This is a genomic window from Phycisphaerae bacterium, assembly GCA_041652575.1.
Taxonomy (GTDB): Bacteria; Planctomycetota; Phycisphaerae; order Sedimentisphaerales; family UBA12454; genus UBA12454.
Window position 1 is genome coordinate 25554 of record JBAZHC010000006.1, and the last position, 18280, is coordinate 43833.

The 18280-nt window shown below is 45.4% G+C and carries 24 protein-coding genes and 1 riboswitch; of the genes, 18 read left to right on the top strand and 6 right to left on the bottom strand.

What is annotated here, in order from left to right; all coding sequences use genetic code 11:
- Positions 1 to 158: 158 nt before the first annotated feature.
- Positions 159 to 1010 (bottom strand): CPBP family intramembrane glutamic endopeptidase, encoded by an 852-nt coding sequence (locus tag WC496_05855; GenBank protein MFA5292543.1) that lies wholly within the window; start codon positions 1008 to 1010, stop codon positions 159 to 161.
- 88 nt (positions 1011 to 1098) lie between these two features.
- Here WC496_05855 and WC496_05860 point away from each other — a divergent pair, with 88 nt between their 5' ends.
- The 16 genes from WC496_05860 (at position 1099) to WC496_05935 (ending at position 12776) form a co-directional block, all read left to right on the top strand.
- Complete coding sequence (locus WC496_05860) at positions 1099 to 1764, top strand: endonuclease III domain-containing protein (protein ID MFA5292544.1); 666 nt, start codon at positions 1099 to 1101, stop codon at positions 1762 to 1764.
- A complete protein-coding gene (gene hypF, locus WC496_05865; GenBank protein MFA5292545.1) occupies positions 1761 to 4043 on the top strand; it encodes a carbamoyltransferase HypF in 2283 nt (760 codons plus the stop codon). The genes WC496_05860 and hypF overlap by 4 nt, the downstream gene beginning before the upstream one ends.
- A 16-nt stretch (positions 4044 to 4059) precedes the next feature.
- Complete coding sequence (locus tag WC496_05870) at positions 4060 to 4302, top strand: HypC/HybG/HupF family hydrogenase formation chaperone (protein MFA5292546.1); 243 nt, start codon at positions 4060 to 4062, stop codon at positions 4300 to 4302.
- A 66-nt stretch (positions 4303 to 4368) separates the two neighbouring features.
- Entirely contained in the window at positions 4369 to 4743 is a 375-nt protein-coding gene (locus WC496_05875) for a desulfoferrodoxin (GenBank protein ID MFA5292547.1), read from the top strand.
- A gap of 30 nt (positions 4744 to 4773) precedes the next feature.
- On the top strand, positions 4774 to 5283 hold the full coding sequence (locus WC496_05880; protein MFA5292548.1) for a ferritin: 510 nt from the start codon (positions 4774 to 4776) through the stop codon (positions 5281 to 5283).
- An 18-nt stretch (positions 5284 to 5301) separates the two neighbouring features.
- A complete protein-coding gene (locus WC496_05885; GenBank protein ID MFA5292549.1) occupies positions 5302 to 5784 on the top strand; it encodes a ferritin family protein in 483 nt (160 codons plus the stop codon).
- 15 nt (positions 5785 to 5799) lie between these two features.
- Positions 5800 to 6537 carry a flavin reductase gene (locus WC496_05890; protein ID MFA5292550.1) on the top strand — a complete coding sequence of 246 codons (738 nt, stop codon included), beginning with the start codon at positions 5800 to 5802 and terminating at the stop codon, positions 6535 to 6537.
- 11 nt (positions 6538 to 6548) lie between these two features.
- On the top strand, positions 6549 to 8072 hold the full coding sequence (zwf, locus tag WC496_05895) for a glucose-6-phosphate dehydrogenase (protein ID MFA5292551.1): 1524 nt from the start codon (positions 6549 to 6551) through the stop codon (positions 8070 to 8072).
- 104 nt (positions 8073 to 8176) lie between these two features.
- On the top strand, positions 8177 to 8578 hold the full coding sequence (locus tag WC496_05900; protein ID MFA5292552.1) for an Rrf2 family transcriptional regulator: 402 nt from the start codon (positions 8177 to 8179) through the stop codon (positions 8576 to 8578).
- 32 nt (positions 8579 to 8610) lie between these two features.
- Positions 8611 to 9894, top strand: coding sequence for a hydroxylamine reductase (gene hcp / locus WC496_05905; GenBank protein ID MFA5292553.1), 1284 nt, complete (start codon positions 8611 to 8613; stop codon positions 9892 to 9894).
- Between the two features lie 14 nt (positions 9895 to 9908).
- The gene (locus WC496_05910) at positions 9909 to 10253 is read left to right on the top strand and encodes a cupin domain-containing protein (protein ID MFA5292554.1); all 345 of its coding nucleotides are present in this window, start codon (positions 9909 to 9911) and stop codon (positions 10251 to 10253) included.
- 39 nt (positions 10254 to 10292) lie between these two features.
- Complete coding sequence (locus WC496_05915) at positions 10293 to 11009, top strand: 4Fe-4S binding protein (GenBank protein MFA5292555.1); 717 nt, start codon at positions 10293 to 10295, stop codon at positions 11007 to 11009.
- Between the two features lie 3 nt (positions 11010 to 11012).
- Positions 11013 to 12014, top strand: coding sequence for a permease (locus tag WC496_05920; GenBank protein ID MFA5292556.1), 1002 nt, complete (start codon positions 11013 to 11015; stop codon positions 12012 to 12014).
- 80 nt (positions 12015 to 12094) lie between these two features.
- Complete coding sequence (locus WC496_05925) at positions 12095 to 12373, top strand: nucleotidyltransferase domain-containing protein (protein ID MFA5292557.1); 279 nt, start codon at positions 12095 to 12097, stop codon at positions 12371 to 12373.
- Positions 12357 to 12569: a hypothetical protein gene (locus WC496_05930; protein MFA5292558.1), complete on the top strand. Its 213-nt coding sequence runs from the start codon at positions 12357 to 12359 to the stop codon at positions 12567 to 12569. The genes WC496_05925 and WC496_05930 overlap by 17 nt, the downstream gene beginning before the upstream one ends.
- 15 nt (positions 12570 to 12584) lie before the next feature.
- On the top strand, positions 12585 to 12776 hold the full coding sequence (locus WC496_05935) for a hypothetical protein (GenBank protein MFA5292559.1): 192 nt from the start codon (positions 12585 to 12587) through the stop codon (positions 12774 to 12776).
- 96 nt (positions 12777 to 12872) lie between these two features.
- Here WC496_05935 and WC496_05940 read toward each other — a convergent pair whose 3' ends face one another.
- Genes WC496_05940 through WC496_05960 form a run of 5 tightly spaced genes read right to left on the bottom strand, consistent with a single transcriptional unit; the run spans position 12873 to position 17335 of the window.
- The gene (locus tag WC496_05940; protein MFA5292560.1) at positions 12873 to 13658 is read right to left on the bottom strand and encodes a hypothetical protein; all 786 of its coding nucleotides are present in this window, start codon (positions 13656 to 13658) and stop codon (positions 12873 to 12875) included.
- A gap of 58 nt (positions 13659 to 13716) precedes the next feature.
- Positions 13717 to 15225, bottom strand: coding sequence for an asparagine--tRNA ligase (locus WC496_05945; GenBank protein ID MFA5292561.1), 1509 nt, complete (start codon positions 15223 to 15225; stop codon positions 13717 to 13719).
- A gap of 2 nt (positions 15226 to 15227) precedes the next feature.
- Positions 15228 to 15680 carry a YhcH/YjgK/YiaL family protein gene (locus WC496_05950; protein MFA5292562.1) on the bottom strand — a complete coding sequence of 151 codons (453 nt, stop codon included), beginning with the start codon at positions 15678 to 15680 and terminating at the stop codon, positions 15228 to 15230.
- 4 nt (positions 15681 to 15684) lie between these two features.
- Positions 15685 to 15882 carry a PspC domain-containing protein gene (locus WC496_05955; GenBank protein MFA5292563.1) on the bottom strand — a complete coding sequence of 66 codons (198 nt, stop codon included), beginning with the start codon at positions 15880 to 15882 and terminating at the stop codon, positions 15685 to 15687.
- 22 nt (positions 15883 to 15904) lie between these two features.
- A complete protein-coding gene (locus WC496_05960; GenBank protein ID MFA5292564.1) occupies positions 15905 to 17335 on the bottom strand; it encodes a glycine--tRNA ligase in 1431 nt (476 codons plus the stop codon).
- Positions 17336 to 17472: 137 nt separating this feature from the next.
- Here WC496_05960 and WC496_05965 point away from each other — a divergent pair, with 137 nt between their 5' ends.
- Complete coding sequence (locus WC496_05965; GenBank protein MFA5292565.1) at positions 17473 to 17787, top strand: nucleotidyltransferase family protein; 315 nt, start codon at positions 17473 to 17475, stop codon at positions 17785 to 17787.
- Positions 17777 to 18118 carry a DUF86 domain-containing protein gene (locus WC496_05970; GenBank protein ID MFA5292566.1) on the top strand — a complete coding sequence of 114 codons (342 nt, stop codon included), beginning with the start codon at positions 17777 to 17779 and terminating at the stop codon, positions 18116 to 18118. The genes WC496_05965 and WC496_05970 overlap by 11 nt, the downstream gene beginning before the upstream one ends.
- Positions 18119 to 18163: 45 nt before the next feature.
- Positions 18164 to 18271: riboswitch (TPP riboswitch) on the top strand.
- Positions 18272 to 18280: the final 9 nt, after the last annotated feature.

Here is an 18280-nt window from a genome sequence, read left to right on the forward strand (position 1 = left end):
TACAAGGCCGTTTACAGTACTGATAACGCGGTTTTAAGGCCTTATCGGACGATTATTACACAAATTCAGCAAAGGGAAGGGATAAAGATTGCAAAAAAAATTCGGTTTTTTTAAAAGAAACACTGAAATGGCGAAAATTTCCGTATTTTCCCCGCTTTTCAGCTCTGACCAAACAGAAAAACATTGAGAACAGTCGCAAAAATGTCATAAAAGATATGAGCCACCGCCACAATACCATAGCCGCGAACAGCGAAAATAGCGGCAAAATAAATACCGGCAATCGTCCTGAAAATAAACGGAGCAAGCGTCAAAACCTCAGACCTTACAAGCCTGCCGTTCAGAAAAACAAAATGATGATGCAGACTAAACAAAACCGCTGAAACGGCGATGGATATAATAATCGCCTTGGTTCTCTCAACGCCAAGAATAGTTTCAAAAAATAACATCAATAAACCAATAAGAACCAGCCTGAAAACAAGCTCCTCGTAAATGCCGGCACCAATACCGGTAATAATATCCATCATAAAACTGTGATGACTGAATTTCGAGACGGCTGCAAGCATACCGGCGGCCTGCGACTGAGCCGGACGATTCAAAACCATGGCAAGAATAATGAGAGGCAGTGATATTACGATACATTCAACGGCCATTACTGCAAAGTCAGACCAGATAATCTTCCACGGCTTCCTTGCGGTACCCTGCAAAATCAGCAGTGTTATAATTATGACCAGCGGCGCACAGAGCCAGGAGTTTTTTCCGTCCAAACCAATGTACTGCAAAAAGTTCTGTATCCAGACAAACGCCACGACCCCGCCGCGAACATTGTTTGCCGGCTCGCTGAGAAGCTGAGGATTGACCATGAGAACGAGAATTTCATAAAGAACGATAAAGGGCAGGAGAAACATAAGTGCGTAAACCGGCCGGGATGTCCGTGCAAAATATCCTGTGTTTGCCGACCGGGCGGCAATGGAAACATGGTTACCGTTTTTATTCGATTCCTTTCGAGCCATCGTGCGGAAGTTTAACCTAACCGGACAAAAAAAGCAAAACATATCATTTGACGTCCGCAAAAAAGTGCCTGATAATGCCGCATAAAATATGACACGAGAAAAGATACAACAGATTTACGAATTACTGTTCGAGCGGTTCGGGCCGCAGCGATGGTGGCCGGGCGAAACCAGAGATGAAATTATCGTCGGGGCGATACTGACCCAGAACACCAACTGGCAAAATGTCGAAAAGGCCATCGGCAACCTGAAAAAAGCCTCGGCAATGAGTCTTGAAAAACTTTATGCCCTCGGGCAGCCTGCCCTTGCCGAGCTTATCAGGCCCGCAGGATATTACAATATCAAGGCAAAGAGACTTAAAAATTTTCTGAAATGGCTCTTCGAAAATCATAACGGCTCGCTTGCCGAAATAGAGCCCATCCATACCGAAAACCTGCGGGAAGAACTTCTGCAGATAAACGGTATCGGAAGAGAAACAGCGGATTCAATTCTGCTTTATGCTTTCGACAGGCCGGTGTTTGTCGTTGACGCTTATACATACAGAATCGCGACAAGACATCAGCTAATCGAGCCCGAGTGCGATTACGAGCAGCTTAAAAGCCTGTTCGAGGATAATCTCGAAAGCGATGTGAAACTTTTCAACGAATATCACGCCCTGCTTGTGCGGGCCGGCAAGGAATTCTGCAAACCAAAAGCAAAATGCGCAGACTGTCCGCTTGAAAAATTGCCGCACATAATTGAAACCGATATGATATGACAATTATTAGAAAAAAAATAACGGTACACGGACAGGTGCAGGGAATCGGGTTTCGGCCTTTTGTTTTCAAACTCGCAAACGAGCTTAAACTGACAGGCTTCGTTTATAATTACACACAGGGCGTAATAATAGAAATTCAGGGCATAAAAAGCATCGCCGATAACTTTATAGAAAGATTAAAAAATGCCCGCGAAGAAAAGCCGCTCATAAAAATTATCTCTCTCGATTCGGCGGATGTCGAGCCGATTGCGGATGAAAAGACTTTCGAGATAAAACGAAGCATCGCCGGTGGAACGATAATCGCCGAAGTTACCGCCGATATAGCGACCTGCGAAGACTGTTTGAGGGAACTGTTCGACAAAGGAGATTTTCGATACCGCTACCCTTTCATCAACTGCACAAACTGCGGGCCGCGATATTCAATTATAAAAACAATACCTTATGACAGGCCGAACACGACAATGTCCGATTTTGCGATGTGCGACAAATGCAGAGAGCAATATGAAAATCCGTCCGACAGACGATTTCACGCCCAGCCCGTCGCCTGTCCTGTATGCGGGCCAAAGATTAAACTTTGCGAAAGCAACGGAAAGGAAATTGAAAGCGATTCCGATAAAGTTATTGCGGAAACAGTTCGTCTCCTGCTGGAAGGGAAGATTTTAGCAATTAAAGGGCTTGGCGGTTTTCATCTTGCCTGCGATGCTGAAAACGATAACGCCGTCAAACAACTCCGGCTACGCAAGATGCGGGACGATAAACCTTTCGCTATGATGGCGGCCGATATAGAAAAAATCAGACAGTTCGCCGAGGTCGATAAAACATCTGAAGAAACTCTGAAAAGCATTCAGGCTCCGATTGTGCTTTTGCCTAAAAAAGAGCCGAACACAATCGCGCCGTCTGTCGCGGCAGGAGTCAATACCTTCGGCTTTATGCTGCCCTATACCCCACTGCATCATCTAATCTTCGCCGGGAAAAAGCTAAACGTCCTCGTGATGACCAGCGGAAATATCTCCGATGAGCCTTTGATTTGCAAAGACAAAGAAGCAATTGAAAAACTGGGCGGCATAGCCGATGCGTTTTTGACACACGACAGAGAAATTTACCGGCAGGTCGATGATTCCATCGTTCACATTATAAAAAACGAACCCGTTTTGCTTCGGCGGTCGAGGGGATTTGTGCCGCAGGTTTTTATTTCAAAGAAATCTGCCTGCGCGGATATATTCGCGGCAGGAGCGGATTTGAAAAATACATTCTGCTTCGTAAAAAAGAACCGGTTCATCGTCAGCGAGCATATAGGCGATATGGCTGACGCGAGCGTTTACAAACACTGGCTCGGCTCAATCGAACATCTCAAGAAACTTATTAAGGTTAATCCTTCGATTGTCGCCTGCGATATGCATCCGGGTTATTTTTCGAGCCAATATGCAGGAAAACTTAAAGCAGACAAACTTTTCGAGGTTCAGCATCACTGGGCGCATATCGCTTCCGTTCTTGCCGAACATAATATAGATGAAAAAGTTATTGGACTTGTCGCAGACGGCACAGGTTATGGCAATGACGGGGCAATCTGGGGCTGCGAATGTCTGATTGCCTCGCTCGACGATTTCCAGAGGTTCGGACATTTGGCGTACTTTCCGCTCGCAGGCGGAGACATTGCGGCGAAAGAAGCAATCAGGCCGATAATCGGCCTGATGAAAAAATATAATCTTTCTGTCCCTGAAAATATTCTTAATGAAATCGAGCCGAATAAAGAAAAAAGAACTGCAATCGAGCAGCAGATTGAAAAAAATATAAATACCATATCAACATCGAGCCTGGGCAGGTTATTCGACGCGGCGGCGGCTCTTTGCGGACTCGGGAACTATAACCACTTCGAGGCGCAGCTTCCGATGGCCATTGAGGCGATAGCGGATAAAAGGATTAAGGAAAGTTATCCGTTCGCTTTGCGGGAAAACGGAGTTATCACAGTGGAAATCGGGGATATGCTCAAAGGCATCATAGCCGACAGAGCGAACGGGGCCGACAAAGGGGTTATCGCGGCAAAATTTCACAATACAATAGCTGAATTTTTCCTTGCCCTGACAAAAAAGGCAAGCCAGAAAACCGGCATAAATACCGCTGCCGTAAGCGGAGGGGTGTTCTGCAACAGGTTTCTTTTGGAAAGGTTAATTGATTTGTTGCAAAAAGCCGGATTGCGGGTATTATTTAATCAGTCAGTACCGGCTAACGATGGGTGTATTTCACTGGGACAGGCGGCCATTGCGGCCAGAGCCATATAAAAAGGATAAATAAATTATGTGTCTTGCAGTACCCGCGAGGATAATCGAACTTAAAGGCGACGACGCAATCGCCGACGCCATAGGCAATCGCATACAGGCAAAGACGTCACTTGTACCAAATGTGAAACTGGGAGACATTGTCCTTATCCACGCAGGCTTTGCGATAACAGTTCTCGACGAAGAAGAGGCCAAGAAAACATGGCAGCTGCTGGAAGAACTGGATAATTTTTCAAAAACCGACAATAAAGTGTCCGGCTGAAAAAATATACCGAACAAAAAACGCCGGCTGACGAATAATAGATAATATATACGAAAGGGGTAAGCTATGGCAAAAAAACTTGAAATTTACAAATGTATGTTGTGCGGAAATATTGTCGAGGTTACACACGGCGGCGACGGAGAGCTTGTCTGCTGCGGCCAGCCGATGAAATTGTTTGTGGAAAATACCACCGAAGGCGCGAAGGAAAAGCACGTGCCGATAATCGAAAAAATCGACGGCGGATACAAAGTAAAGGTCGGCTCGGTCGCACATCCGATGGAAGAAAAACATTATATCGAATGGATTGAACTGCAGGCTGACGGAAAAGTTTACAAACAATATCTCGCACCGGGACAAAAACCGGAGGCTGTGTTTAAAATAGACGCTGTAAAAGTAACCGCAAGAGAATACTGCAATATCCACGGCTTGTGGAAAGCCTAAACGAATTTTGACAGTTAAAGGAGAAAATTTATGATAAGCGAAAAAATGGTTGAGGCGCTGAATGACCAGATAAACGCTGAGCTGCATTCGGCATATTTGTATCACGCGATGGAAGCGTATTTTATGTTCAGCAATCTCGAAGGGTTCGCCAACTGGATGAGGGTTCAAACAAAGGAAGAAATGACTCACGCCGCGAAAATTTACGATTTTATCAACGACCGAAACGGCAGGGTCGAGCTCGAAGCACTGGAAAAACCGCAGAGCAGTTGGGCAAGCCCGCTGGCCGCGTTCGAAGCCGCCTACAAGCACGAACAGTTCATCACCGACAGAATAAACAAACTTCTGGAACTGGCGCAAAGCGAAAAAGACCATGCGACTGCAAGTTTCCTTAAATGGTTCGTCGATGAACAGGTGGAAGAAGAAGCCAGCGCACTTAAAATCGTCGAGAAATTAAAACTTATTAAGGATTCCGCCGGCGGCCTGCTGATGCTGGACCATCAGCTTGAAAAAAGAGAATTCGGCGGAGAGGACAAAGACTAACTTTAGCGGAGCAATACTATGACGGCAAGTTTCACAATCGCTGAAATATTTGAAATCGCCGAACAAATCGAACGCAACGGCGCAAAGTTCTACCGGCTGGCAGCGGAAAAAACAAAAGATAAATCGCTCAAGCCGTTTTTCTTGCGGCTTGCGGAAATGGAAGATAACCATGAAAAGATTTTCGCCGATATGCGGGCAAATCTACTGACGCAAAGCGACGATGCGGGCGTTTTCGACCCTGACAACGAAGTGATTTATTACTTAAAGGCGATGGCTAAAAACGCCGGCTGGGAAGGAAAAGCCGCCCCGAAAGTCGAATTTACCGGCAATGAAACGCCGGAGCAGGTGCTGAAAATCGCTATTGCCGCTGAAAGAGCTTCTATAGATTACTATATCGGCATTAAGGAACTTGTGAAGTCGCAGGCCGGCAAAAGCAAAATCGACGAAATAATAAGAGAAGAAATGGGACACGTTGTAACCCTGCAGAAACATCTCGAATAATTTGGATACCTGATTATGGAAGCCGGCAAAATTGATTTGGAAGCCCTGTTCCAGCTTAACTATGGAATGTATATATTAAGCTCTACCAAGGCTCACGCCGTCAACGGCTGCATCGCGAATACTGTTTTCCAGATTACTCCGGAACCGCCGATAATCGTCGTAAGTGTCAGCAAAGAAAACGTTACGCACGAGTATATAAAAAGCAGCGGTTTTTTTGCCGTCTCCGTTCTCGCTGAAGATACGCCGATAAAATTTGTAGGAATGTTCGGCTTTCGCTCAGGTAAAACCTTCGATAAATTCAAGGATACCGTATCCAAACGAGGCACAACAGGCTGCCCGGTTGTCCTTGAAAATACTACCGGATATGTCGAAGCGCAGGTGATAAATTTCATCGATGTGGAAACTCATACGCTGTTTATAGGCAAGGTAGTCGCCTGTGAGCAATTCAATAACGGAAAAATCGCGATGACATATAACTATTATCGCGACGTAAAGAAAGGCAGAACGCCGAGAACAGCGGCAACCTATCAGAAAAAATCTTCAGAAACGCAACAGCAAAAACCAGAAATTTCAAAAGGAGATAAAACCATGAAAAAATACAAATGTACTATGTGCGGCTATATCTACGACCCGGTCAAGGGCGACCCAGATAACGGCGTTGAGCCGGGAACCGCATTCGAAGATGTTCCTGACAACTGGGTCTGCCCGGAATGCGGCGCGGGCAAGGATGAATTCGAGCCATATAACGGCTAAAACAGTTAAAGATGGAAAAGATTCATCCATCGGTCACACACGAGCAAATGCTTTGCGTTGAGTCGCCGGCACCGGCCTGCGGTCTTGTCGTTTTGGGCGCTTCCGGCGATTTGGCTAAAAGAAAACTTATTCCCGCTCTCGGCAATCTCTTTAAAAGAGGCCTGCTCGGAAATGGTTTTTTCTTTCTCGGATGCGGAAGAAAAAATCTCAGCAGCGCTGATTTCATAAAAACAGCCGCCGAGTCGATAAAAGATATTCCGGTAAAACAGAAAACTGATTTCTTAAACAGTTTCTATTACGTAAGCGGCGATTACAGCGACAAAAACTTCTACGAAAACATCAAAAAAACACTCTCCGAACTCGACAAAAAACAGGGCAGAGATTCCGGAAGGGTTTTTTACCTTTCCCTGCCGCCGGAGATGTACCAGGAAGTTGTTCAACAGCTCGGACAATCAGGACTTAACAAAAACAACAGTTTCACAAGATTAGTCGTTGAAAAACCATTCGGAAGAGATTTGAAAAGCGCACTTGAGCTTAACAACTGCTTAAGCAAATGGTTCGCCGAAGAAGAGATATACCGGATAGACCATTACCTCGGCAAGGAAACCGTTCAAAATATCCTGATGTTCCGTTTCGCCAATTCGATTTTCGAGCCGATATGGAACAGGGACCATATCGACCATGTCCAGATAACCATCGCCGAATCAATCGGCATAGAGACCAGGGGCAGCTACTACGACAAAAGCGGCGCTCTTCGGGATATGTTCGTCAATCATATGATGAGCATGCTTTCTCTTGTCGCGATGGAGCCGCCGGCGTCCTTCCATGCCGAACACATCCGCGATGAAAAAGTAAAACTTCTAAGATGTATTCGGCCGTTCAATCTCCAGCCGTGGAGCGAGGATATCGTCAAAGGCCAATACGCCGCCGGAAGCATCGACGGAAAAAATATACCGGCTTACCGGCAGGAAGCAAATGTCGAAAAAAATTCAAATACGGAAACATACGTCGCAGCGAGACTTTTCGTGGATAACTGGAGATGGCAGGATGTGCCCTTCTATCTGCGGACAGGAAAAAGACTGGCAAAACGCGTTACGGAAATAGCGGTAACCTTCAAAAAAGTTCCGCATTCGATGTTCGCCTCGGCCGGTATAGACGAGCTGCCGTCTAACGTACTTGTAATTAAAATTCAGCCGAAGGAAGGTATAAGTCTTTTCTTCGAGGCCAAAAGACCGGGGCCGAAACTCTGTATCGGCACTCTCGAAATGGATTTTAACTATACCGAAATTTTCGGCACAGATACGCCGGACGCATACGAAAGACTTCTGCTCGATTGTATGCTCGGCGACCAGACTTTATTTACAAGAATCGACGATGTAAAACTCGCCTGGGGACTAATCGACAACATCCTTAACCTCTGGAAACAACAGGAGATAGCACCATTTCCTTACCGCGCCGGAAGCGACAGCTTCCCGGAGGCTGACGCACTCGTCCAGAAAGACGGAAGAAACTGGCGAAAAATCACCGAAATGTGATTTTGAATAATAAATTAAAAAAATTTTAAAACACACTTGACATATTTCCGATGTAGGACTATATTAGTCTTATATAGATTGTTGATTTTTCAGGACTATAAACAATGGATGTAATAAGACGAAACACAGATTATGCCCTGCGGCTTGTTGTCGGGCTTGTGGAAAACTACGGCGGCCAGCCCATTTCCGCAAGACAGCTTGCAAAGAATCAGGATGTCTCCGAAACGCTGGCCTGCAAACTGCTGCAGAAACTTTCCTCGGCAAAATTAGTTAAAAGCAGTATGGGCGCAACCGGCGGCTTCGAGCTTGCCAAAGAGCCGGCGAAAATAAACCTGTATCAGGTAATACGGGCCATTCAGGGGGAGGTGTGTCTTAATCAATGCGTCCTCGACCCTAAAAGCTGTCCAAAGAAACCTAAATGCGCAGTTAGTAAAAAACTGGCGTCTTTGCAAAAATATATCGAAGCGTCATTAAAAGATACGACGCTGGATAAGTTACTAAAATAAAAATAATTTTGTAAAACTGAAAGGATATAATTATGTTTTGTTATCAATGTGAACAGACGGCAGGAGGACAGGGCTGTACGAAAGTCGGAGTTTGCGGCAAAGACCCGGACATTCAAAGTCTTCAGGATATTCTCGTTTTCGGCCTTAAAGGCATAGCCGCTTACGCTTATCATGCAAGAGAACTCGGCAAAAGCGACCCGGAAGTTGACGGCTTTATGCACGAAGCGCTTTTCGCCACTCTGACCAATGTCGATTTCGACCTGCAAAGACATATCGACCTTGTACTCAAGGCCGGCCAAATGAACTTGAAAACCATGGAAATGCTGAACAACGCCCACGTTGAACGGTTCGGCGCGCCAACGCCGGCACAGGTTTTCGCGGGAACAAAAGCAGGTCCCGGCATCGTCGTTACAGGCCACGATTTGCTCGATTTAATTGAACTTTTGAAACAGACAGAGGGAAAGGGCATAAATATTTATACGCACGGCGAAATGCTGCCTGCGCATGGCTATCCGGAACTGAGAAAATTCAAACATCTCGTCGGCCATTACGGAACCGCCTGGCAAAATCAGCGCAAGGAATTCGATGAATTTTCAGGCGCTATGCTGATTACCACCAATTGCGTTATGATTCCAAAAGACAGCTACAAGGACAGGATGTTTACCTGCGGCATTGCAGGAGTAGCGGGAGTCGAACACATCAAAGGACGCGATTTCAGCAAAGTTTTCGAAAAGGCATTGAAATCGGCGCCGCTGAAGGAAAACAAAGCCGGCACACTGAGCACGGGTTTCCATTACACCGCAGTGCTCGGACTTGCGGATAAAATTATAGCGGCGGTAAAAGCCGGAAAAATCAAACGGTTCTTCTTCATCGGCGGCTGCGACGGAGCAAAGCCCGGAAGAAATTACTTTACCCGTGTCGCAGAGCTTGTGCCTAAAGACTGCGTAATACTTACCGCAGCCTGCGGAAAGTACCGCTTCAATTATAACGATTTTGGCTCAATCGATGGAATACCAAGACTGGTTGATACAGGCCAGTGTAATGATTGTTATTCAGCGATAAAAATCGCAGCAGCTCTCGCCGAGGCATTCAAATGCAGTGTAAACGATTTACCCTTATCTTTCGTCGTTTCCTGGTACGAACAAAAAGCTGTCGCGATTCTGCTTACGCTGCTTTACCTGGGGGTAAAGAATATCAGGCTCGGACCCTCCCTGCCGGCGTTTGTATCTCCGAATATTCTGAACTTCCTTGTCGAAAAATATAATATAAAACCGATTGGCGATCCTGAAAAGGATATGGCTGAAATGCTTGGTTAGCCACAGAGAAAAAAATGAAAACTAAAAAAAATGTTGTTTTAAAGGCCTGCGTCGCAAAGGCGGTTAATCTCGCAGAACTTGTCGAATATTCCGCAGATTCTATTGTCAGCAAAACGATAATCGACAAATCTGTCGGCACTGTAACGCTTTTCGCTTTCGACGCAGGACAGGGCCTAAGCGAACACCAGGCCCCTTACGATGCGCTCGTCCAGATTGTTGACGGACGGGCGATACTTGTCATCGGCGGCAAAAAAATAAAAGCATCAGCGGGTGAAATTGTGATTATGCCCGCAAATGTACCGCACGCCGTGCAGGCCAAAGAAAAATTTAAAATGCTTTTGATTATGATTAGAGCTTAAAAAATGTAGGATGGGCTTTAGCCCACGCGGAAGGTTAATATGAGTATTAGGAATATCGTAAAAATCGACGAGGATAAATGCAACGGCTGCGGCCAATGCGTTACGGCCTGCGTCGAAGGCGCGATAAAACTAATCAACGGCAAGGCGAAGCTGGTCAGTGAAACATACTGCGATGGTCTCGGCGCATGTCTGGGCCACTGCCCGCAGGACGCGATTACCATTGAAAAAAGAGAATGTGCCGGCTTCGACGAACAGGCAGTAAAAAAACATCTCGAAAGCGAGAAAAAACCATCGCCGCCGAAAGGTTTTGTCTGCCCCGGCACTATGGCCAAACAATTCACCAAAAAAAATCAGGCACAGGGCGATATAGCTTCGCAGTTAAGTCATTGGCCAATACAATTTAGTCTTGTTTCGGCAAACGCTCCGTTTTTACAGGGAGCCGATTTGCTTCTAACCGCCGACTGTGTGCCGTTCGCTATGGGAGATTTTCACAGCAAACTACTGAAAGACCACAGTCTCATAATCGCCTGCCCGAAGCTGGACGATGTCGAACCTTATATTGAAAAACTGACACAAATACTGAATTCCTGCAACCTGAATAGTCTTACCATCGTACATATGGAAGTGCCCTGCTGTTTCGGCCTGACCCGGCTTGTGAAGCAGGCTATCGTAAACAGCGGAAAAAAGATTGGCTTTGAAGACATAACAATAAGCCTTGACGGACAGGTCAAAAACAGGGAAACTGTCGCAGGATAATCGATGATTAATTTTTTACAATCGCTGCTCGCTGATTTATGGGCCATAGTAGGTCAAATGAGTCCCTACCTGCTGTTCGGTTTCGCTGTCGCGGGCATACTGAAGGTTTTGATACCGACAAGTTTCGTGCAGAAGCATCTCGGCGGAAAAGGCATCTGGCCGATATTCAAATCTTCGCTTTTCGGCGTGCCTCTGCCGTTGTGCAGCTGCGGCGTGATACCGGTAGCGATGTCGCTTCGCAAACGCGGCGCGAGCAAAGGCGCAACCATCGCGTTTCTTTTAAGCACGCCTCAGACCGGCGTTGACAGCATCCTTGTAACATGGGCATTGCTCGGTCCGGTTTTTATGATTGCAAGACCTGTCATCGCTTTAATAACCGGAATATTCGGCGGAGTCGCCGTTGATTTATTCGACCATAAAGATTCCGCTATTGCCGAAACTGATGACGAGGAAGATTCCTCAGAAAACAAAAGCAAACTTATAACCGGTTTCAGGCACGCCTTTATCGTTCTGCCTCGTGACATCGGCGCAGCGATGCTGATAGGCCTTGTGATAGCGGCGATTATTTCAGTCGCCGTGCCGGACGATTTTTTCGCCAACAAAATCGGAACAGGAATCAGCGCTATGATTTTGATGATGTTCGTCGGCATACCGCTTTATGTCTGTGCGACGGCTTCTGTACCGATAGCGGCCGCTCTTATCGCAAAAGGTTTGTCTCCCGGTGCCGCTCTTGTATTTCTTATGACAGGTCCTGCGACGAACGCGGCAGGCTTTGTAATGATTTGGAAAATTCTGGGCAATAAAACCGCGATTATCTATATTATTACCGTCGCAATTTGCGCGTTAGTGTCAGGCTTGCTCCTTGACGTTATGTTTACTGATTTAGGCAGTCAGATTCACGGCCATTTTCATAAGATGAGCGCAACGCCGATTGAACACATCAGCGCAGTAATTCTGCTTGCGGTGTTGGCGTTTGGAATTTACAAAAAATATAGAAAAAGTTGATAGTTGTCCGTCGCGGCTTGTTGGTAAAAACCGGCAGTTTTTTGTTTGACAGCATATAAGTGATAATCTATACTTAAATTATGCTTTCCTCGCAAGTTAGACAAATTGTTAAATCCTGTGCTGAACAGTACGGAGTCGAGAGGGTATGGCTGTTTGGCTCAGCAGTAAAAGATGAAAAACACGCTAAAGACTTTGATTTTGCGGTCGAAGGACTGTCTCCAGAGAAGTTTTTTGATTTCTACGGCAGATTGTTTTTTGATCTGCCAAAGCCTGTTGACCTCATTGACCTTTCACAGAATCTTCCAATTGCTTCCCTGATACGCAGGGATGGGGTTTGTATATATGAGCGCAGAAGCTGATTATATAAAGGCTGAGCAGAAAAATATTCTACACACCGCGGCTATGATAAAACCACTGCTGTCAAAGCGTGATTTGTCGGAATATGAGGTTATCGCCCTGGGCAAATTGCTGCAGGATGTATATAGCGGCATTGAGCGAATATTATACAGCAGGCTGGAGAATAAAGGCGTAAAAGTTAAAAAGACCGAAAGCTAACATAAGGATTTACTGATTGCTGCAAAAAAGGATTCGGTTATATCCGAGGAACAATTTGAGGCATTTAAGAAACTTCTTCTATTCCGACATATGCAAATCCACGGTTATGGTTATATGCTCGACAAACAAAGACTTTTAGGGCTTGCCGGAAATGTGCCGTCTGTTTGTAAAAACTTTTTGGAAGAAATAGTTGAGCAGGAAGACTAAAACTTTCGATTGTGTTGAAATGAAACGCCGGGGCGCGGAATTAGTGCAAAAAACTCGATTATTGGGAAAAGAGAGCTGCTGCAATAATCAAAAGAATTAAGTATCGAATCCCGGCCTGACAAAAGAACGGGCATTTGGAAATACAGTTTCAACTTGCCGTAATAAGGCCTTTAACTTTATCAGTATGTCAAGAATCGCTTTTTCCTGCTCAGGAAAATAATTCAGCAAGCCGCCCCATGCCGAAATAGAACGCTCAATTCCTATAATCGCTACTTTCGCAGAACCATCGGCATCTTCCTGACAATATTCGATTTCTCCAAGTTCGCCATTCACTATCCCGCTTGCTGCCCGGCAAAGTTTAACGTATATCTGGTACTGATACCAGCTAACAACTTCAAGACAATCTTTTATCCTTATTGCTTCATCGACAGGTTTTGTGCCGGGAATCTCCGCTTGTAAATGCGTCAATAATTCCTGTGTTTTGTCTTCAATCAATTCTTTATTTGAATCTAACCATTTAGTAACCATTTTTGAATATTCAAGTGCGACTTTGCTGTACGGCTGCCCTTCTGAAAATTCGCGTACTTTTTCCTCGTGCTTTTCTGCTTCTTCATAGTCAATGGAATTAAGGTCAACGCCCATTTTTTCTGCTGCCTCTTTAGCCATTTCCATGGTTGCACTGAATATTTCCTGCATCTTATCCCAAAAAACCTTATTGCTTATATCTTTTGATTTGGGGCTGTCAAATTTTTCCTCGCACATTGCGTAATTCATACATCGCGACGTAAAAACGCATCTCTCGCACCATCTGTCACAATAATTATAAACCCCACTTATGAATTTTGGATTTTTCGCTAATTTTTCTATGTCTTTTTTATTCATTTTTTAGCTCTGCGATCTCTGTGTTCTCTGTGGCTAAAAAAAATATAGACTCTGTGGCTTAAATCAGAATTTTATCCATCATTCTCGGGAAAGCGATGCACTGGCGGATATGCTTTTCGCCGGTAAGCCAGGCAAGCGTTCTTTCGACGCCTAAACCAAAACCGCCGTGCGGAACCGAGCCGTATCTTCGCAAATCGAGATACCACTGGTAATTTTCAAGTTTATAGCCTTCTTCATTTATCCGCTCGAGCAGTTTTTCGTAAATATCTTCCCTGACCGAGCCGCCGATGATTTCGCCAAAGCCTGCCGGGGCGAGCATATCGAAATTCTGCACAACTTTTGCGTTTTCCGGGTCCTGCTTCATATAAAACGCCTTCGCTTCTCTTGGATAATGCGTTACAAAGACAGGTTTATCATGCATAAGCGAAATTATCGTCTCATCGCTGCCGCCAAGGTCCTCACCCCATTTGAATTCAGAGGCCAGTTTTGCGTGCTTTGGATTATTTTCTATTTTAGTCTCTATTTCCGCTAAATCGCTGCGCAGGTCAATAAGCTCGGACGCGATTTTATCCTGCCGCCACTGTTTAAGCTGACCTTTTGCCTCTGTTTCAAGAGCGGTGATTTTATTTTCAATATCCTGCTTTGCCTGTTTAAATTCGTTTAACTGTGCAGCTAAGAAATCCTGTGTTTTTTGGCTCGTCAGTATTTCAGAAGCCTGCGTATAAGTCAGCCGATAAAACGGCGGTGTGATTTTTTTAAGAGCATCGATATTCGCTCCCAACGTTTTAAGCTCCGCTTCATTTTTTTCGAGAACTTCTTTTATGATAAAGGAAACAAAATTTTCAGCGATTTCCAAAAGTCCCGGCAAATCTACAAACGCAACTTCCGGCTCGACCATCCAGAATTCGGTCAGGTGTCTGCGGGTTTTGCTTTTTTCCGCTCTGAAAGTCGGCCCGAAACAATAAACTTTGCCGAAACTTAGTGCTGCACATTCGAGATGTAACTGTCCCGTCTGTGTCAGAAAAGCAGGCATTCCGAAATAATCGACATTAAACAGACTCCCCGCCTCTTCGCCGACAATGCCGGTGAGAATAGGCGTATCAATCAATGTAAAACCATTATCGTTGAAAAACTGCCTGATGGCATTTACCAGCGTATGGCGAATTTTGCCGATGCACCACGGCATTTGCGAACGCAGATGTAAATGACGATTTTTTAAAAGAAAATCTATGCCGTGCTGTTTCGGCGTAATCGGATAATCCATCGATTCGCACATAACTTTCGCATCGGTAACGGCAAGTTCGTAACCGCCGACGCTTCTGTCATCGGCTCGCACCGTACCGGCCAAAGTAAGAGAAGATTCCGTACTAAGATGTGCCAACTGACGGAATAATTCTTCCGAAACGCTGGTCTTTTCGATAATACACTGGCACAATCCGCTTCCGTCACGAACGACGAGAAATATTACCTTGCCGCCGGGCCTTGAATGGTAAACCCATCCGCCGATGGTAACTTCTTTATCGACATGGTTTTTTAAATCCGAAATCCTCGTAAGATTTTTAAGCATCTTTAAACCTTTATCTTAAAAACAACTTTTATAACATCTTCCGGTTTATTTGTCTGGCAGCCGGGCATATGGGCGTCGCTGGGCCAGAATATCGCAAAGCTGCCTTTGGTCATATTAAGAAAAGTTACATCGCCGTCGGCAAAGAAAAATTCGACATCTTTTTCCTCACTGTAAGGCGTATGTATCTTTAGTTGATTTGCCGGCTCATAGCCGATTTGTTCTTTGCCTTTGGCGATAAACTGCAGGTCAATGTATTTCCTGTGCGCCTCGATTTTTTCCATCGGCGGTTTGGTTCGGTATCGCTGAACCATATAAAACAGGCTGTCGCCATCAATAGAATATTTGCCGTCTGGAATTTTCTCAAAATCGGTTTGGGCCGCTATTTTCATCGCATCGGCGATTCGAGGAGAAAGTTGACTGTAAAGCTTGCAGTTCCCTATGGCGTCCAATATCATTATTTTATTGTCCCTGCGGTCTTTCCGGCGTGATTATCCCCGCTACAATATAAGTTGCTACCAGCGGCAGTATGGCCGTAATCAGGCACAGGAAAACAAGAAGCAGTCTTATCAGTGTCGAATCAATTCCTGTCATGTCGCTGATTCCGCCGCAAACACCCAGAATTTTCCTGTCCGTTTTTGACAAATAAAGTTTTTTCATTTTTTATTAACCTTTAAATTTTTTATATATCCAGTTTTTCGCGCAGATATTGTTTTACCTGCGAGATATTTATTCTTTCCTGCTTCATACTGTCGCGCTCGCGAACGGTTACGGTCTGGTCCTCTTTCGTCTGGCCGTCAACTGTAATGCAGAAAGGAGTACCGGCCTCATCCTGCCTGCGGTAGCGTCTGCCGACTGCGGACTTTTCGTCATAGAAGCAGGAGAAATATTTTTTCAGGTCGTCATAAATTTTCGTGGCGATTTCAGGCATTCCGTCTTTCTTGACAAGCGGAAATATCGCGGCCTTTATCGGCGCGATAGCAGGATGAAAACGCAGCAGATTCCGGGTTTCGCCGTTGACCTCTTCCTCATCGTAAGCGTCAACCAGAAACGCAAGACAGCTCCGGTCGATTCCGGCGCTTGGCTCGATTACATAAGGAACAAACCTCTGCTTTGCTTCTTCGTCAAAATACGACAGCGGGCCTTTCTGATAATCTTCCGACTCGCTGTTAAGGTCAATCTTCGACAAATCTCCCTTCTTCTCGTACCATGCATTTAGAGTTCTCATTCCTCTCTGGTGCTGACGAAGGTCAAAATCGGTTCTGTTTGCAATTCCTTCAAGTTCCTGCCAGTCGCCAGAACCGAACGGGAATTTATATTCGACGTCAACGCAGCCCTTGGCGTAATGGGCAAGCTCGTCTTTCTCATGCTGGCGAAGCCGAAGATTTTCTTTTTTCATTCCCAGATTCAGATACCAGTTAAATCGAACCTCTTTCCAGTGCTCGTACCACTGCTCGTCCGTTCCCGGTACGCAGAAAAATTCGATTTCAGCCTGCTCGAATTCCCTTGTCCGGAAGATAAACGCCTTTGTCGTAACTTCATTTCGGAAACTCTTTCCGATTTGCGCTATGCCGAAAGGTATTTTTATCCTTGTCGTATCGAGAACGTTCCGGAAGTTTACAAAAATTCCCTGAGCGGTTTCCGGCCGCAGGAATATCGTCATCGAATCGTCAGTATTGGCGCCCATCTGCGTTTCAAACATCAGGCGAAACGGCATCGGCTCTGTGAAATTACCGACAGCGCCGCAACCCGGACAAACTTTGCCCGCAAGACCTTCTGCGGTTTTATTTTCCGCATTGGTCAAATGGTCAACTCGGCTTCGGACGTTGCACTTTTTACAAACCGTTACGATGTCCGCGAATTTATCGGCGTGTCCCGATGCCTTCCAGACCAATGGATGCATAAAGATGCTGCAATCCAGACCGACAATATCGTCCCTCATCTGGACTGTGCTTTTCCACCAGGCATTGCGGACATTGCGTTTGAGTTCCGAGCCTAACGGGCCGTAATCATAGCAGCTCGCCAGTCCGCCGTAGATTTCGCTGGATTGGAATATAAAACCTCGCCTTTTGCAAAGCGATACAATGTCGTCGAGTTTGGTCAATTTTGCCATAATGCCTTTCCTGATTAAAACTGTATATTATATTGTCAATTCGCCCCAATTACAAGGCCGATAAACAAAAGGATTTTACTTGTTTTCCGCCCTGTTTTATGTAAAATTAATATGTATCTGTTTTTGGAGAACTTGAAATGACCACCGTTGATTTTGGCGTCAGCCAGGAAAAAATAGCAGATTTTTGCCGCAAATGGAAAATTATGCAATTGTCAGTTTTTGGCTCTGCCGCGCGGGGACAACTTCGCCCTGACAGCGACCTGGATTTATTAGTTGTTTTTGAACCCGATGCCAATTGGAGTATGTTCGACCATTACCGCATGGAAAACGAACTGGTTATATTATTCGCCAGAGAAGTTGACCTTGTCAATCGCCAGGCCGTAGAAGAAAATCCAAACTGGATTTGCCGCAAGGAAATTCTCAACAGCGCAAAGGTAATCTATGCAGCGTAACATGTCTTTACTTTTGGATATGACCACTGCCTGTCGCCAGATTGCCTGCTTCGTTGACGAAATGGATTTCGAACAATTTAGCAAAGACCAGAAAACACAATCCGCTGTAATTCATCAGTTTCTTGTTATTGGCGAGGTTGCCAAACTGCTTTCAGAAGATTTCCGCAAGGCAAACGCTGATTTCCCATGGTCGGCAATGGCTCGTATGCGGGATAAACTTATCCACCACTATCGTGGTGTTGACCTGCATGAAATATGGAAAGCCGCAAAGGTGGAAGTTCCTCGTCTGTCTGCGTTTTTGGAAAAGTATTTGCCGCAAAAAGAAAATTAATTGGCTTTTTCGACCATTGTTTATAAAATCGTATAAAAGTTAATATTGATGTGACAGGGGAGCCTCAGGAATGGGGCTGAGAGGTCCCTAAGGGACGACCCTTCGAACCTTTAGCAGCGGTAATTCCTGCAAGGGAGGCACAAGACAAAAAAATCTTGACGC